At 55.1% G+C, this 15,595-nt stretch carries 15 protein-coding genes and 1 pseudogene; 6 read left to right on the forward strand and 10 right to left on the reverse strand.

Annotation, left to right across the window (positions count from 1 at the left end; genetic code table 11):
• Positions 1-66: 66 nt before the first annotated feature.
• The 3 genes from SYN7336_RS05495 to rnc form a co-directional block, all read right to left on the reverse strand.
• The gene (locus tag SYN7336_RS05495) at positions 67-1,092 is read right to left on the reverse strand and encodes a long-chain acyl-[acyl-carrier-protein] reductase (protein WP_017324926.1); all 1,026 of its coding nucleotides are present in this window, start codon (positions 1,090-1,092) and stop codon (positions 67-69) included.
• 169 nt (positions 1,093-1,261) lie between these two features.
• A complete protein-coding gene (locus tag SYN7336_RS05500; RefSeq protein ID WP_017324927.1) occupies positions 1,262-2,005 on the reverse strand; it encodes an aldehyde oxygenase (deformylating) in 744 nt (247 codons plus the stop codon).
• Positions 2,006-2,282: 277 nt separating this feature from the next.
• The gene (gene rnc / locus SYN7336_RS24585) at positions 2,283-3,044 is read right to left on the reverse strand and encodes a ribonuclease III (protein WP_017324928.1); all 762 of its coding nucleotides are present in this window, start codon (positions 3,042-3,044) and stop codon (positions 2,283-2,285) included.
• Positions 3,045-3,203: 159 nt separating this feature from the next.
• Here rnc and atpC point away from each other — a divergent pair, with 159 nt between their 5' ends.
• Genes atpC through SYN7336_RS05520 form a run of 3 tightly spaced genes read left to right on the forward strand, consistent with a single transcriptional unit; the run spans position 3,204 to position 5,546 of the window.
• Positions 3,204-3,617, forward strand: a complete 414-nt coding sequence (gene atpC, locus SYN7336_RS05510) for an ATP synthase F1 subunit epsilon (RefSeq protein WP_017324929.1) — start codon at positions 3,204-3,206, stop codon at positions 3,615-3,617.
• 10 nt (positions 3,618-3,627) lie between these two features.
• Complete coding sequence (locus tag SYN7336_RS05515; protein WP_017324930.1) at positions 3,628-5,022, forward strand: TrkH family potassium uptake protein; 1,395 nt, start codon at positions 3,628-3,630, stop codon at positions 5,020-5,022.
• Between the two features lie 50 nt (positions 5,023-5,072).
• Positions 5,073-5,546 (forward strand): EVE domain-containing protein, encoded by a 474-nt coding sequence (locus SYN7336_RS05520; RefSeq protein ID WP_017324931.1) that lies wholly within the window; start codon positions 5,073-5,075, stop codon positions 5,544-5,546.
• 39 nt (positions 5,547-5,585) lie between these two features.
• Here SYN7336_RS05520 and SYN7336_RS05525 read toward each other — a convergent pair whose 3' ends face one another.
• On the reverse strand, positions 5,586-6,617 hold the full coding sequence (locus SYN7336_RS05525; RefSeq protein ID WP_017324932.1) for an HD-GYP domain-containing protein: 1,032 nt from the start codon (positions 6,615-6,617) through the stop codon (positions 5,586-5,588).
• A gap of 498 nt (positions 6,618-7,115) precedes the next feature.
• Here SYN7336_RS05525 and hisB point away from each other — a divergent pair, with 498 nt between their 5' ends.
• The 3 genes from hisB to SYN7336_RS05540 all read left to right on the forward strand — a co-directional run bounded on the left by hisB (position 7,116) and on the right by SYN7336_RS05540 (position 9,444).
• Positions 7,116-7,745 carry an imidazoleglycerol-phosphate dehydratase HisB gene (hisB, locus tag SYN7336_RS05530; protein WP_017324933.1) on the forward strand — a complete coding sequence of 210 codons (630 nt, stop codon included), beginning with the start codon at positions 7,116-7,118 and terminating at the stop codon, positions 7,743-7,745.
• A 101-nt stretch (positions 7,746-7,846) separates the two neighbouring features.
• Complete coding sequence (locus SYN7336_RS05535; RefSeq protein ID WP_156820035.1) at positions 7,847-8,545, forward strand: hypothetical protein; 699 nt, start codon at positions 7,847-7,849, stop codon at positions 8,543-8,545.
• A 128-nt stretch (positions 8,546-8,673) separates the two neighbouring features.
• A complete protein-coding gene (locus SYN7336_RS05540; protein ID WP_017324935.1) occupies positions 8,674-9,444 on the forward strand; it encodes an SDR family NAD(P)-dependent oxidoreductase in 771 nt (256 codons plus the stop codon).
• 69 nt (positions 9,445-9,513) lie between these two features.
• Here SYN7336_RS05540 and SYN7336_RS24590 read toward each other — a convergent pair.
• The 6 genes and pseudogenes from SYN7336_RS24590 to SYN7336_RS05570 all read right to left on the reverse strand — a co-directional run bounded on the left by SYN7336_RS24590 (position 9,514) and on the right by SYN7336_RS05570 (position 15,558).
• A pseudogene (locus tag SYN7336_RS24590) lies at positions 9,514-10,189 on the reverse strand (DUF4351 domain-containing protein).
• Positions 10,190-10,231: 42 nt separating this feature from the next.
• Positions 10,232-11,344, reverse strand: coding sequence for a glycosyltransferase (locus tag SYN7336_RS05550; RefSeq protein WP_017324938.1), 1,113 nt, complete (start codon positions 11,342-11,344; stop codon positions 10,232-10,234).
• Positions 11,337-12,440 carry an NAD(P)-dependent oxidoreductase gene (locus SYN7336_RS05555; protein ID WP_017324939.1) on the reverse strand — a complete coding sequence of 368 codons (1,104 nt, stop codon included), beginning with the start codon at positions 12,438-12,440 and terminating at the stop codon, positions 11,337-11,339. Before SYN7336_RS05555 ends, SYN7336_RS05550 begins: the two co-directional genes overlap by 8 nt.
• The gene (locus SYN7336_RS05560; RefSeq protein WP_017324940.1) at positions 12,440-13,531 is read right to left on the reverse strand and encodes a Gfo/Idh/MocA family protein; all 1,092 of its coding nucleotides are present in this window, start codon (positions 13,529-13,531) and stop codon (positions 12,440-12,442) included. Before SYN7336_RS05560 ends, SYN7336_RS05555 begins: the two co-directional genes overlap by 1 nt.
• 33 nt (positions 13,532-13,564) lie before the next feature.
• The gene (locus tag SYN7336_RS05565; protein WP_017324941.1) at positions 13,565-14,452 is read right to left on the reverse strand and encodes a sulfotransferase; all 888 of its coding nucleotides are present in this window, start codon (positions 14,450-14,452) and stop codon (positions 13,565-13,567) included.
• 44 nt (positions 14,453-14,496) lie between these two features.
• On the reverse strand, positions 14,497-15,558 hold the full coding sequence (locus tag SYN7336_RS05570; RefSeq protein WP_017324942.1) for a DUF4915 domain-containing protein: 1,062 nt from the start codon (positions 15,556-15,558) through the stop codon (positions 14,497-14,499).
• Positions 15,559-15,595: the final 37 nt, after the last annotated feature.

Below are 15,595 nucleotides of genomic sequence, written 5' to 3' on the forward strand. Positions count from 1 at the left end.
TTCTCGATCGCCGCTCCATCAAACCCACGGTCTCTCAGTGTTGCCCCGTTAAATGTTGTTACCCATTTAGACGGATGGCATCAGAGCCCTAAACCCATGCTTGCGGGAAATCCGGCCAATTTCGTCAATCTTGTCTGCAGTAATATGATTGCGCCCCCAACTGAAGTTAGTGTGCAGCCCTTCAAATTCCAGCAGCATGGACTCGGCAAAACAAGCAAATAGCTGGCGGGTGGGGTTAGCTACCTGTAAGAAATTCATGATATTCCATTCGATGTCGAGGGAATGTTCCACCATGCCGCCGTCAATCACGATCGCGTCTTCCCGACAAACGATCGAAGACAGGTTCTTGGGATAGCCGCCATCGATGATGATGCAGGGATGGCGCAGCTCCTGCACGTCGATGGACATGCCCTTGCTCATGCTGGCCACCCAAACGATGATGTCTGCTTTGGGTAGAGCTTCGGCCAACGTGCAAATCTCGCCGCGACCTAAAGAGTCTTTTAGATTGTCGAGACGGGTGCGATCGCGAGCGACGAGCAGCAACTTGCCAACATCGGTTCGGGCATTGAGCCAGCGGCACACGCCACTGCCAATATCCCCCGTGGCACCCACCACCGCAATGCTGGCATCGGCCAATGTCAAGCCATGCTGTTTGGCAGCCGCGATCGCCTGCTTGCAGATGATATAGGCCGTATGTGTATTGCCCGTGGTGAAACGACGCAATTCTAGCTCGATGTTGCGGACGCGCTTGAGGCTTTCGAGCTTGAAATTTTCAAAAATAATGCTGCTGAACCCCCCTAACGCTGTAATGGTCAGATTGCGTTTTTGGGCGAGGGCCATCGCATTGAGGATTTTGCGGCTGGCAGCCTTAAACTTGCGCATTGCCAACATTTCGGGCAAAAAGCAAGATTCGACATATTGGCCGTGAATCTTTTGGCCGGTAATGCTAGTCACCGTAATGTCATCCACCACCAGTGGCGGAGCCATGCACCAAAAATCAATGTCGCTATCCGCATATTCTGGATAGCCGAGCAGTGCTGCAACGCGCTGCGCGTTAGGGAGATCTGTAAGGTGGCCGATCAAACCGAACATTGAGTTATGGAGTCCTCCCGGTAGCGGATGTAGTATTCCCCAAGCTCGAACTGTAACTGTGACGAGATAAATCTCCAGCTAGGACGTAGGGGAGCGAGCTGAGCCCGCACTTGACTTAGGATACCGTTGCAGACTTTTCGAGCCAACAGCGATCGCCCCGCCAGTTGCACTAGGCAGCCTTCAACCCTTGGGCAGCCAGTTTCATGGTCTCGCGGTTGCTAAAGCCAATTTCCCCCAGTGCCTCGCCGTAGGCAATCATGAAGTCCTCAATGATGGCGTCGGGGTCCATGCCGAGGGCATCAGCATCGCTAGTGACTTGAGTAAACATCGACCAAACAATCGGTAAGTTCTCGGCGTTGGCACGCTCCACCCGAGCTTTCACGTCGGGATCGTCGAAGTGAGCCTGGAGCCAGACCTGGCCGAAATTGAGGTGCAAGTACTCGTCTGCGATCACACCTTCAGTGATCTTGCGCGCGAAGTCGTCTGCAACGGGAATGTAGATGTTATAGGCAGCGATCGCAAAGCATTCGATCAGCAGTGCCTGAATCACCAGGCAGGTCACGACATCGCCTGCGGCAGCAGCTATCTCGAAATTCTGTCGCAGTTGGGAGAAGTACTCCACGGCAAACGCTTTATCGGGGGTAACATCCAGGTTGCGGCCGCAAGCTTGAAACCCCTTCATGTGTCGCAGTTCCATCTTGGCCAATTTCTGCAGTTCGCTGGCCTCGTCTGGCAAGAGCTCTGCCAACTTGAGGTAGTTGCGATTGGCTTCCAGTTCGCCTTCAATCACCATGGCATTGATGCGAGAGTAAGCGTCTTTGTAGCCTTCACTCTGGTAATCCAAGCTGGGGAGCAATTCTAATTCGGCAGTTACCGCAGCTGTCGGTGCTGCCGTTTGTTGCAGTTGGGCCATCGTCGGGGATCTCCTTTTGTTTGCCTCAGCTTTGAGTTGCACAATCTTTCGATTGCCTCAGCGCCGCCAGCAGCTGTTCGAGATGTTGCTGTTCTTAACAATTAACGATTTCTATCAGAATACCGCCAAAAGCCGTTGTATCCGAACATTATCTAGATATTTGCGCCCGCAGGGGTAAAGGGCTTTCGCCTTAGAACCAGCGATATTGCGGTTGAGGGCAGCGATCCTGGCGGGAACTCGTCCTTACCATTCCCCAAAACCAGCCCGAATTGCCGCATCAGTCTGCGGAGTCTGCGAAGTGCAAAGGGACGGGACGGGGAAGTTCGCTGAGACGTTCCAAGGCATCGACGGCAGCGGCAGTCTCAGCTGCTTTTTTCGATCGCCCCTGTCCGATGCCCCAGCAATCCTGCCGGACCCACACTCGAACCGCAAAGGGGGCATCGCGATCGCCCTCTGGCTCGAACGGAACGTAACGGGGCAATTCGCCCCAATGCTGTTGAGTAAACTCCTGCAATGCGGTTTTGGCATTGTGTCGTTGTAAATCTGCCAAGACTGCGGTGGCTCTGTGTTGGAGGTGGGGCTCCAACCAAGTTTGGAGTTCCTGGAACCAGGTGTCGGGGGTGTGGCTTTGCCAACTGAGATAGAGGGCACCGACAACCGCTTCAAAGGCATCTGCCAGCCGTTTGTTGCGTCCTTTGGGATCGTTGCGAGCACTGCCTCCTACCGCTAAGACCGGCTCGATATCGAAGCGGTCGGCCAACTGGGCAAAAAAGCTGTTGCCGAGCAAGTTAGAGCGCAGCAGAGATAAGGTTCCCACTGGCAATTGGGGATAGCGGCGGTAGAGGAAATGACCGATCGCCAAGCGCAAGACAGCATCGCCTAAAAACTCCAGGCGATCGTTGTTGGTAGCGGTACTGAGGGAAGGATGGAGGAGGGCTAAATCGAGTAGCTGCCAATCGATATCGCGGCGATCGCCCAATCCGCAACGGGCAAGAAACTGCGAGAGTTTTTGCTGTCGAGCGGGCGCAAGAGAAGACATGGCTGTAGGGGGACTATTGCCTGACTATATTATTGCGATCGCCATTAACCCAAAAGCCAATTCGAGTGTTCCAGCAATTGTTTTTAGGAAGCAGAACTGCAGTATTCTATAATTTTGTAACGCTAGACAATCTGACCTAGCCGTTGGGAGGAAGTTGCGGTGACGCTGTCTGTTCAGGTAATCGGTCCGGATTCCACCGTGTGGGATGCACCTGCTGATGAAGTGATTTTGCCTGCCACATCGGGGCAATTGGGGATTTTGACCAATCACGCACCGCTACTGACAGCGTTGGGCTCGGGAGTGATGCGCCTGCGCTCGCAAGGCCAGTGGACGGCGATCGCCGTCATGGGCGGTTTGGCAGAAATTGAAGACAATACGGTTTCCGTTCTGGTCAAGCGGGCTGTGTCTGGCGGCGATGTCGATACGGCAGCCGCACAGGCCGCCCTAGAGGAGGCGAATGCGACTTTAGCGAACAGCGCCGATGCCCAAGAGCGCCTGCAAGCTCAACAGGCTCAGCAAGAAGCGAACAGCCTGTTGCAGGCGGCAAACATGCAGGTTAAGACCACCCTGTAAGGGCTGACCGATGCAGGTTCCCTCCAGTTGGTGGCAGCGCTTCTCGCGATCGCTGACCCCGCCTCAAACCATCTGCCTGGGTTTTTTAGCCACAATCTTGGTGGGTACCGTTCTATTGATGTTGCCTTGGTCGACAGCAGCAGGAGAGTGGAACCACTGGCTGATGGCTCTGTTTACCTCCACATCTGCCGTTTGCGTGACGGGACTGATAGTGGCAGATACTGGCACTCATTTTTCGCCATTCGGCCAGATGGTCCTGTTAGCTCTCATTCAGGTGGGGGGCTTGGGCTACATGACTGCCACCAGCTTTCTGCTCTTAATTGTGGGGCGGCGGCTCAGTTTGCGCGATCGCACGACGATGCGAGAGACCGTCGGCGCGGCACTGGGCAGTTCGACCGCGTTGCAACTGGTGTCTGCCATTGTGGGTATGACGGCGCTATTCGAGTCACTGGGAGCCTTGCTACTCGCTCAAGTGTGGGTGCCGCAACTGGGCTGGAAAACTGGGCTGTGGGTATCTGTGTTCCATAGTGTGAGTGCATTTAACAATGCAGGGTTCAGTCTGTTCTCCAACAGTATGGTGGGTTATCAGACGAATTACATCACCATCTTTACCCTCTCGGCTTTGATTGTGCTGGGGGGGATTGGCTTTAGTATCATCTACGAACTTTACGAGTGGTCGCGGCGCATTTGGCTGGGCGATCGGTCGATCCAGCGGGAAAATTTCACCCTCAACTTTAAAGTGGCCGTCTCCACTAGCCTGCTGCTGCTATTGGCCGGAACGGCATTCTTTTTGGGCACGGAATGGGATAATCCCGAGACATTAGGCAGTCTCTCCTTCGCAGATCGTTTACTAGCTGCTCTGTTCCAATCAGTGACGGCCCGGACTGCCGGGTTCAATAGTATTCACCAATCGGCACTGGAGTCCTCCTCACTGTTTGTCGTCATCATTTTGATGTTTATCGGTGCCAGTCCGGGGGGGACGGGCGGAGGTGTTAAAACCACCACGTTGGGGACGTTATTGGCCTGTACCCGCTCTGCTTTGCGGGGGGGGGATTCCTCCGTCTTGGTGTTTCGACGAACCGTGCCGGAAACACTGGTCAATAAGGCGGTGGGCATTTTGATGGGATCGGCAATGCTGGTGGCCTTGTCTACGACGCTGCTGTCTCTAATCGATGGCGATCGCTTTGCGTTTCTGGATCTGCTATTCGAAGCTGTATCGGCCTACGCAACAGTGGGGCTATCCGCTCTCAATACAGCCGATTTATCCCCCCTCTCCCATCTCGTGCTAATTCCCACGATGTATTGTGGACGAGTCGGAATTTTGCTACTCGTCAGTGCGCTGTATCGAGAACCTGCCGCCAGTCAATTAATCAAATATCCCGAAGAAACGTTTTTAATCGGTTAGTGGGTTCGCGGGGCGATCGGCGATCGAAGCGCAATCTAACAGTGGAGGGTATGTCCGTGCAGTATTGGTTGATGAAAAGCGAGCCTGACGAATACTCGATCGACGACCTGCAAGCGGAGAAGGTGGCCTATTGGGACGGCGTGCGCAATTATCAGGCTCGTAATTTTATGCGCGATCGCATGCAGGAGGGGGACGAAGTCTTGTTCTATCACTCCAATACCAAGCCGCCGGGAGTAGCGGGCATTGCCCGAGTTTGCCGCACCGGCTATCCCGATTTCACCGCTTGGGACCGCTCCGACAAACATTACGATCCCAAATCCGATCCCGACAACCCCACCTGGTACATGGTGGATGTGGAGTTTGTGGAAAAATTTCCCCACTTTGTCTCTCTGGCCCAATTGAAAGCGCAGCCTAGCTTAGCCGAAATGAAGGTCGTCCAGCGGGGGGTACGCCTGTCCGTTCAGCCCGTCGAGCCCGAGCATTTCGAAAGGGTGAAGCAGCTCGGTCGGCGAGTGGAAGGCTAGACAGGTTAGCGGCGGATGCTGGCACGCGCGAATTGTTGCCTAATGAGGAACTGCCTCTCGGACTGTTTCTGCGGGCGCAGTCGGTTCGAGCTGGCCTCGATCGATTAAAAACTGTCGAAACTGCTGCACTAACTGCGGATCTCGCCAGCCGCGCTCGGCTTCTTCTTGCAGAATTGCGATGGCTTTTTCAACTGAGAAAGCCTTTTTGTAAGGGCGTTGAGAGACTAACGCATCGTAGATGTCTACCATTTGGAAGACGCGTGCCAGCAGGGGAATCTTCTCTCCCACCAGATTGTCGGGATAGCCCGTGCCATCCCAGCGTTCGTGGTGGTGGCGAATAATGGGCAAGACATCTTTCATGGTGCGCAGTGGACTGCAGATGCGCTCGCCAATCTCGACATGAGATTGCATGGCAGCCCATTCTTCTGGGGTGTGCTTGCCCGGCTTGCCTAAAATGTCGTCGGGGATGCCAATCTTGCCAATGTCGTGCAGGTAGCCCGCCCAAGATAGGGCTTTAAGCTCCGCTTGAGAGAGACCGAGGAAGGTACCGAAGTCTTGCCCCAACTTGGCTAGACGCTTGCAGTGGTTGCCCGTGGTAGGGTCGCGGCTTTCCACTGCTTGAGCGATCGCAATCAGGACTTGAGCCGCATTATCGAGATCGTCGTTGAGACGTTTTTGCCGAATCAGCGATCGCACCCTTGCGAGTAATTCGACCCGATCGTAGGGTTTCGAGAGAAAATCGTCAGCCCCTGCTTCAATCCCTCGAACGCGGCTGTTGCGATTGTTGAGTGCCGTAACGAGAACCACCGGGATCAAACGGGTATTGTCTCGAGCTTTGAGTTTGCGGCAGACTTCAAAGCCATCGAGGGAGGGCATCATCACATCGAGCAACACTAAATCGGGTTGTGCTTCCTGCACGACCTCCAGTGCCTCGCGACCGTCGCAGGCTTCGATAACAGTGTGGCCGACGGATTCGAGCAGATCGCGGGCTGCCATGCGATTGAAGGGGCGATCGTCTGCCACTAATATGCAGCCAACCTCTCTACTATCGTCTCGAGAAAGGGCAAACATAGGCTTGAGTGCGGTTGGGTCTCGAAAATGTATGGATGCACTATAAGCGATTCCCCGCGAGCGTTACATCCGCTGATTCACCTAATTGGCAGACAGTAACGCTCCAGGTTTTAAGCATAGACAATTTTCCACCATATACAGAGTTTGTGGGAAATCCAACACTACCGATAGCGCATTTTTAGAATTAGTCAAAATTCTCGTAGCGCAGATTGCGAGATAGATAATCCCTCTACACCTCACAGACAAGGAATTTGTCATGGTTAAATAACATGCTTGGTCGATCGCTCGATTGTGTCGAACGATCGCCGTAAAATCCCGTAAAGCCCCTATCAAAAGCCTGAGCTACTTGTGATTGTGTCCGCAGCAGCTTCGCAGCATAGCTGGGCAAAATTTCGAGTTGCAGTGAGGATATATACTGAAACAGCATCTTGGTGGAGCTGTTCTCATCTCGTAGTTCCCATGCCCCCTCAATTCTGCAAGGCGATCGCAGGCAAAACTATGTCATCTCCTGTTAACTCTCCCCCGCGAGTAACCCCTCTCTGCCGCACTGCCGAGGTTCATCGACGCACGGGCGAAACCGATGTCTGCGTCAGGCTGGGCCTAGACGGTAGCGGTCAGCACCAAGTGAGAACCGGGATTCCCTTTTTGGATCACATGTTGGTGCAGTTGAGCACCCACGGCCTGTTTGATTTGGAGATCGAAGCTGTGGGAGATTTGGAGATTGACGACCACCACACGAATGAAGATGTCGGGATTACTTTAGGGCAGGCATTTGCCAAGGCCCTGAGCGATCGCCAAGGCATTCATCGCTTCGGTCATTTTTGGGCTCCCTTAGACGAGTCCCTCGTCCAGGTGGTTTTAGACTTTTCCGGGCGGCCCCATCTCAGCTACGGGCTAGAGATTCCCACACAGCGGATTGGCACCTACGACACCCAGTTGGTGCGCGAATTTTTTCAAGGGTTTGTCAACCACGCCCAGGTGACCCTGCACATTCGTCAGGCGGACGGGATCAACTCCCACCATATTGTGGAGGCGACGTTTAAGGCATTTGCCCGAGCCTTGCGCGCGGCCACTGAAATCGACCCGCGTCGAGCCGCCAAAATCCCCAGTTCGAAAGGGGTACTCTAGGGGGCGATCGGGGGAAAGTAGGTAGTCGGAGGGAACTCGATGCCATACCATACAAGACAGCGGCACTCTGAGTGCCCGAGCTATTTTGGGAGAGCGTTGCAGTGGGAAAACTGCTCAGCCAACTGCGCGACTTATGCGACCATCCTCTCTGGCAAAATCGCACCCGTCGGATGGCGGGGCTAGGCGAGGAGAAGACTGTCAATCGCCAGCTCTTGCGGGCCATCTTGCCCGTAGCCTTTCTGCTGCTGATGCTGTGGAACTGGCGGCTTGCCAGTGCATTACTCGCAGGCAGTTTCACGATGAATGCGGTGTACCTGCTACAGGCGTCTCAGTGGCAGCAGCAGTGGCAGCAGTGGAGCCGTTCGCTGTCGGACAGTCCAAACTTAGGCGCAACCCTAGCGGTGGCAGGGGGACTGGCAGCCACGTTGGGAACCTATGTCGCCCTCTCAGTCTGGTCTCAAGCGGGCGATCGCTGGTTGGCGATCGCGATTTTGATGCAGGGGATAATCAGCTGCGGCATTTTGGTTGCAGTGTTGGGACAAGCTCGGCAGCAGCGACGCCTCTGGGGCGATCGACAGTTTGAAGCATTGTTGCGGGAGATAGCCTCTCCCGAGTCATTACAGCGGCTATTGGCTACCCGGCAACTGCAGGGCCATTTACAGGGGCTGTCGGTCACTCCCGAGCAGCGTCAGTTAGCGACCGACTACGTACAATTGGCCTTGGAGCGGGAATCGGTACCGCAGGTGCGGGAGGCATTGCTAGATCTATTGCAGGTGGGGCGATCGGCTGAGGCCAGCTAAACTGTTCGACCCGATCTGGCCCGAGCTTGCCTGGGGCGGATTGTGGCTTGGAGCGCGATCGATCTGGCAAGAATGTGTCGAGATGGCTGCTAGGATAAGTGCTCCCATAGATTCAGACGGGCAGAATAGTGGCGGTTTTGGGAGAGACGAATTGTACGACGGCATTGGTGGTGGGGGCCAGTCGCGGCATTGGCTTGGGATTTGTAAGGCAATTGCTGGAGCAGGCGCAATTTAAAACGATTTTTGCCACCTATCGCCATGCCGATCGAGCGTTGGAATTATTGGAATTGCGCGATCGCCATCCCGATCTCCTTGCCTGCATCGCCGCAGACGTGACGGATGAACGGCAGATTGAAGCGGCGGTTGCTCAGATCGGACAGCGGGTCGAGCGGTTGCATTTAGCGATCCACTGTGTCGGCATTCTGCACGATGAATCTATGGCCCCAGAAAAGAGCTTGCGGCAGATCGAAACTCAGCAATTAGCCCGTTATTTTCAGGTCAATAGCATTCCAGCGGTCCTCTGGGCCAAACATTTGTTGCCGCTGTTCAAACATGGCGATCGCAGTGTCTTAGCCTGTATTTCGGCCAAGGTGGGCAGCATTGACGATAACCACCTGGGGGGATGGTATGGCTATCGAGCTTCGAAGGCCGCGTTAAATATGTTGATGCGCACAGCGGCGATCGAATACCGTCGCAAGAGCCCGGAAACGCTGGTGGCCCTCCTCCATCCCGGCACCACAGACACCGAGTTGTCGCAGCCCTTTCAAGCCAACGTTCCCCCCGAAAAGCTATTTTCAGTCAACCGTACCGTCACGCAGTTATTGGAAGTCATTGCAGGCTTGGGGCAGGATGATAGCGGTCAGTTTTTCTCGTGGGATGGCAGCCGCTTGCCTTGGTAGGCGAGAGCCCTACCCGATCGTCAACAGTAGCAATCTAGAGATTTGGGCGCATCCCATAGGGATCCGCCTTCACCCATCGGATTCATCCAACCAGCTATCCAGATCTGCCCCACTCTGAAAATCCAGTAGCACTTCCCCCAGCGCTTCCAATTGATCTAGGGCCAGTGCTTCTATACGAGCTTGGCACTGCGGAGAAATCTCCCCGAATCGCCGCGCGAGCTGGCGCAAGATCAGCGCTCGTTCTCCCTGTTTGCGCCCCCGTTCGATGCCCCGTTCGAGACCCTGTTCGATGCCCCGCTCGAGACCCTGTTCGAGACCCTGTTCGATGCCCTGTGCGAGTCCTTCCTGGCGTGCCATGCGCTCAATCGTGCTGAGATAAGGCATACGGTCCTCCCGCTCCCATTGCTCCACTTCTGTCCGAAATTCTAGCTCCAATTCCTCGGGCAACTGCATCACCCAATCGATAAACCGATACAGATTGACAATCGCCTGACGCTCGTAACCTCGCTCGTACAATCGCCGCGTCAAACGCCATTTCCAACTCTTGCGCTCCGTTGGCTGACTCCGTGTCGTCTGGGTCTTCAGATGCACCATTTTGTTGGAGCTCGGTGTTCAAAAATTCGTAGCCTCGGCTCCAATCAATCTCGGCGTAGATTGCGGGAAAGAAAAAGGCCAGAAACTCGGGAAAATGGGCATCGAGTATATCCTTCCAAGGGTTATCGAAATCTTGGCGGGTTGAACTCATATTACTGAGGGAGAGAGTACGGTTCTCGATCGTTGCAAAAACTCATTCGGGTAAAGCTGGCAGCGTTGCGAGGTAGGCTTCTAGGCGATCGCCACATAACGCATTCAGCAGCTCGGACCAGCGTTGAATCTGGAGATCGCGCCCGAAAGTCGCTTCTGCAAAAGCTCGATTGGCGCGGGAAATCTCTCCTAGATCGTGGCTGGCGCACCAATCAACTCTCAGAGCCAAATCGTCAATCCGAGGTAGCTTCAGATGGGCCTGCTTGACCCACTGGCTGGCAAAAGCTTTGCGTTTAAACCAGCGGGTTCGCGCTAACAGTTGCGGTTGCCGTACAAATTCGTTCATGGGAGGGTAATCGATCGTGAGGGTAGGAATGCCGCTGCACACCGCCTCGATCGCCATAAAGCCAATGCCTTCCATTTTGGACGGTTGAATCGCCACGTCCCCGCTGGCGTACAAGTCGCTCGGATCGTCCAGATTGCCGCTGCAGACTTCAATCCGATCGTCCAATTGCGGTAATTCCACCTGGTTTTGCATCCGCACCAGTAGACGAATATCGGGATGCTTAGCCCGCTTGAAGGCTTCGATCGCCTCTCGGGTGCCTTTGCGATCGTCGCGATCGACAAATCCTGCATTGTGGATAAACAAACGGGCCGGACCGGAGATCGAGCGGGTCGGAAAGCGGTCTAAATCTACTAGCCAGGGTAAATAAACAGCATTCCTCCAGCCGTAATTGCGCACTACCTTCAGGGTGTAGCGGGTGGGGCAGACAAACAAATCGCAATCTTGCCAGACTGCCAGCTTGCCGCGAAACCATTCCCAATTAGGCACGCAGACCGTTTTTACCCCCAATTCCCGGGCAATTGGCAGCAAAGAAGGGTGCCAGTTGGGTCGCTCGAAAAAGACAATTCCCTGTCGTCCCTGCAGCAACTCCCGCAGGCGAGCCTCAGAGTCCCGAGGCGAGAGGCGAATTTCGTTCGGACTCACTAGAGGTTTATCCGCCAAGCGCTCGGATGGAATCGCCAGATGATACCCGACTCCCAAAATGCTGCGGATATCTTCCGCTTGTCGGCCAAAGCCCGTGTCGTCTTTGTGGGCCACCACCGCCCATTGGGACAAATCCAGATGGGTGCGGGCGGGCTGGGTATTAGTCATCGTGATGAACTACCGGATAACCTGCAAAGTCGAGCCAGCCGATTGAGCGGCGGCAGCCTTCCTCAAAACTGACCGTTGGCTCGTATCCCATCAGGCGGCGGGCCTTATCCCAAGGGAGGGAGTATTGGCATTGCTGCAAACAGGCAATTTCTGCCGGTACCTGCGGGGAGGCAGGGGCGGGCATGCGCCAGCCGGAGGGGCGGGGGCGCTGCTGCCAGCCAGCGATCGCCCCCTTGACAAGCTGTTTGAGTCGGCTGGGGAACAGGGGTAACAGTGCCTGAGTGGCGGGAGCGGCACGCAGGCTGCCGAGACGATCGCGCCAACTTTTGTGGAAGGCGGCTGGGGCCTCCGGGCGAAGCAGGCTGTCGAGCTCGACTCCAAAAGCACGGGCGAAGGGAGCGTAAAACTCGGCCCAAGTGACCCGCTCGCGATCGCCCACTAAAAACACCTCTCCATCGATGCCTGCGACAGTGGCGGCCAACTCCACCGCCTGCAGGAGGTTATCGACATAAATACTATTGCAGATGCCCGTTCCCCCATTGACCAGATAGGCACTGCCCTCCAGCAATTGCTTCGCCAACTCCAAGACCCAGCGCGATCGCGGCCCGAAAACAATACTGGGACGCAGGATAACCAGCTCGACTGCGCCATTGCGGCGCAACTGCTGTAGCTTGCGCTCGGCCCTGACTTTGGCGTTGTTGTAAGCGAAATATTGGCGATCGCTCAGAGGGGACGTTTCATCTGTGCCCGCTGCCGGATTTTGCCCGTGGACCGAGGCCGAACTCAAAAATACCAACCGCCGCACCCCCGCCGCCTGTGCCGCCCGATAGGCCACCGCCGCCGTGTCGACAACTAACTGCGGATTCCCCACCACTGAATGCAACAACATGTCGCATCCTCGCAATGCCTCCGTCAGCGCTGCCTCATCGCCAGCATCGGCAATCCGACAATCCAATGGAAATCGCGCGACGCGGGCGAGGCTGGCATAGGAGCGCACAATCGGTCGCACCGTCGCCCTGCCCCCCAAACCAAACCATTCCACTGCACGGCTGCCCACAAAGCCGCTGGCTCCCACAATCGCCAATTCCATCCCCATTATCGATCGGCCCCCGCCAGTCCTCGCTCTGCCTGCAACTCTGCCGCCCGCTGCCACTCTACCTCTGAGAGCCAGGGCATCTCCACCAGTTGTCGTTGGGCGTAACACTGCCCCAGTAATCTCAGGCTGCGGATGCCTTCGCGAGCCGGAACCTCTAAGTCGGCCTCCCCCCTGACAGCAGCACAGACATTCAATAGCTGATCGATAAAACATTGAGCGTAGGTATGGGCAGCGTCTCCCAGAGCGGGCTGATTGCCCTGCCTCCGTTCCTCGCGCAACTGCATCTCGAACCCCAACGGCACATCTTGCAGCCCCATTTGCAAGCCACCGGCATCTCCCACCCTCCAGCTCAGCCAGCCCCGCTCGAACTGAATCAGATAACGATTGGGTAGCGGGCTGTCCCAACTCATGCGCACTTGGCCCAAAAACCCGGCTGGAAATTCGCACTGCAGGTGGCTATTGATCTCGACGCCGCCCATGCCATCGTCGCGATAGTTGGTGCTGCAGGGATCGCCAAACCACCACAGCATCAAGTCGAGTAGGTGAACCCCCAGGTCAAACAGAACTCCGCCGGGGGCTTGGGGGCTAAAAAAGGCGGCCGAACGGGTGGGCCAATTAAATTTTCCGCCCTCGCTAAATTGAAAGCTGGTGACGCTTCCTAGAGACCCAGTGGCGATCGCCGCTTTAATCGCTCGTGCCGCCGGAAAAAAGCGGCGAAACAGGCCGATGGCAAGCGGTTTTTGACTGCGCTCTGCCGCTGCCAGCATCTGCTGGGCCTCGGCCACCGTAGCGGCCATCGGTTTCTCGCACAAGACCGCCACGCCAGCGTCGAGCAACTGCACCGACTGCTGGGCGTGAAAGCGCACGGGAGAGGCCACGATCGCCAGATCGATCTCGGGCACCATGTCCTCGACCGTTGCCGCCCGTTTGGCCTGGGGAAACGCCTGCCGCACCGTCTCGAAGCGAGCTGTATCGGGATCGAAGAGGGAAACCACCTGCACCTGCCCCAATCGCTCTAGCTCCTGTAGCGCAGGCGAATAATACAGCTCCGATACTGCACCGCAACCGATCGCCCCCACTCTAATCACCATGAGTTTCCCCCAAGCTCTCGTGCCGTTCCATCACTACTCGTACCCCAAGCGAGTCAGAGAAGCACCAATCAGCTCCGAGCACAACTGTATATTGTCCGAACTGAAATGGTTGCGCCAATCTCCCACAATGCCTTTGCGCACAAATGCAGTTCGATCGACTTCCCCCCGCTGGCGTCCTCCAGACATTCTTTCAAACGTATTCGCTGCGATCGCGTTGTCGATTAAGCGCTGGGACGCGGGCACTTTGAGGAACTGGAAAATACCAGCGAGCATCATCTCTCCATTCGCGTGCAGATCCTCATATCGAACGATTGTGCATTGCTCGGGCTGTTTCCGCGCAAAGTCTAGATATTGAGCTTCATCTGCAAATTGTTGAAATCTAGACAGGCGATCTCGCAGAAATAGGCTGTCGATAGACTGCAAGTTGCCATCCGAGAAAATGCCTTGCCAGCGCTTAGATTGACGATAGCAATGAAACGCCAGCGAAACAGCTACATCTCTCGGATCTCTGAGCATAACCAATACCTTGGCCTGAGGAAGGTCGCGGAAGATTAAATCTAAATCTAGATTGGGGGTTTTATCACCCAGATAGACTGCAGAGAATTTCGGGCAGTTTGCAATTAAATTTGAGAGGAGCCCCTGCTTGATCAGAGACCGCATACGCTTTGTGAAGAATGAGTTGTCCTCACCCCGATCGTCAGTGTATTCAATCAGCCAATTGCGATTGTAGGCATAGTTTTCCTCTAAGTCACAAAATAGCTGGGGATGAGCATTGAGTAACCTCGCCATCCAAGTTGTGCCAGATTTGGGACGTCCGGTCACAAAAAAGATTTTACTGCCATTCTGCAGTGCAGGATCGGCAGGATTAAATCGCAAGTGCATTAAGCTCTGGCGAATTTTTCTACTAATATTTTTGAGCATGATAGGCAGTTCTAAACTGAGATAAAAAATTTGGGATTGACTCTCTATTGAGGCCGGTTTAGCTTGAGCGATCGCCGAATTCGACCTTTGATTCGTGCTGAAACTACATCGATCAAGGGGGTGGTTTGCAACTGTTTCAGCTTGCGTTCTGCTGTTCGCAATTGGCTGGCGGTTGCTTGCAATTGCTCCACCAGATTGTCTGCGGCTGCCGAGTTGACCTCCAAGCTGTAGCGCTCGGGGTTAGTTTCAATGTTGCCCGCCATCTGCTCGGAAATGACGACAATTTCGTAGATTTCGGGAAATGGGATTTGGATGCGAGCTACGATTTCCCAAGTGGCTCGATCGACAATGGCGACATGGGATATATCACTATTATCGGCATGACGGTTGGCGCTCTCGCCGATGTAGAAAAACTGCTCGTCCCAGGCCATGCCCCGCGTAAAGCCGTTCAGTTGAAGTTCTGAACGCTCTCCGGTAGCTGTTTTTCGCACAACACTGTATTTGAGGGAATCGCAAACGTAGAGATCTCCATCGATCGCCTTGGGATGGTGGGGACCCGTCAGCCCTTCAATTTCCTTTTTTCCACTGTGCCAATTCAAGACAAAGCCCTGCTCCGCAAAGCCTCGTTCTTTCCATTCATTGTGGCTAGAAAATTCCCCAAAGGCAGAGACGTAGAGGTTGTCGCCCCCCCAGCACAGACTGTTGAGATGCCAAGCATCCCCTTTGCCATCCGCTTGCCAGACATCGGTGCAGTGGCCCAGATGGTCGTACCAATAAAGGGAATTCGTGCCGGTGGAAACGCAGATAATGCGATCGCCATCGACATAAATATCGTGAATATCGCGTACATCGGGGCGATCGGGCAGTCGCAAGCTGTAACAGGTACCGCGCAGGTCGTATCCTACCACCAGACGCGGGGCGCGAATCGCTCGATAGACGGTATTGTTGAATTTTGTCAGCCCCGTACAGTCGAGGCGATCGATCTCGGTCGTGCGGCCATTCCTACAGCACACCAACCCTCCCGTCCCCGACCCCGAATCTAAATAGATTCCCGGACAGGAGACCAAAAAAGCGGAATAGCGATCCGTCGACTTTGTCCCTTCCAATCTGACTCACCTCCAATCTGACTGTAGCGATCGCGTC

The organism is Synechococcus sp. PCC 7336 (assembly GCF_000332275.1).
In the GTDB taxonomy this organism is placed as follows: Bacteria; Cyanobacteriota; Cyanobacteriia; order Thermostichales; family PCC-7336; genus PCC-7336.

Coding starts and splice junctions, on each gene's coding strand:
- SYN7336_RS05520 (WP_017324931.1), top strand. CDS start 5,073: ATGTCCGTGCAGTATTGGTTGATGAAAAGCGAGCCTGACGAATACTCG.
- SYN7336_RS05525 (WP_017324932.1), bottom strand. CDS start 6,617: ATGTTTGCCCTTTCTCGAGACGATAGTAGAGAGGTTGGCTGCATATTA.
- rnc (WP_017324928.1), bottom strand. CDS start 3,044: ATGTCTTCTCTTGCGCCCGCTCGACAGCAAAAACTCTCGCAGTTTCTT.
- SYN7336_RS05560 (WP_017324940.1), bottom strand. CDS start 13,531: ATGGTGATTAGAGTGGGGGCGATCGGTTGCGGTGCAGTATCGGAGCTG.
- hisB (WP_017324933.1), top strand. CDS start 7,116: ATGTCATCTCCTGTTAACTCTCCCCCGCGAGTAACCCCTCTCTGCCGC.
- SYN7336_RS05515 (WP_017324930.1), top strand. CDS start 3,628: ATGCAGGTTCCCTCCAGTTGGTGGCAGCGCTTCTCGCGATCGCTGACC.
- SYN7336_RS05495 (WP_017324926.1), bottom strand. CDS start 1,092: ATGTTCGGTTTGATCGGCCACCTTACAGATCTCCCTAACGCGCAGCGC.
- SYN7336_RS05500 (WP_017324927.1), bottom strand. CDS start 2,005: ATGGCCCAACTGCAACAAACGGCAGCACCGACAGCTGCGGTAACTGCC.
- SYN7336_RS05550 (WP_017324938.1), bottom strand. CDS start 11,344: ATGACTAATACCCAGCCCGCCCGCACCCATCTGGATTTGTCCCAATGG.
- SYN7336_RS05555 (WP_017324939.1), bottom strand. CDS start 12,440: ATGGGGATGGAATTGGCGATTGTGGGAGCCAGCGGCTTTGTGGGCAGC.
- SYN7336_RS05565 (WP_017324941.1), bottom strand. CDS start 14,452: ATGCTCAAAAATATTAGTAGAAAAATTCGCCAGAGCTTAATGCACTTG.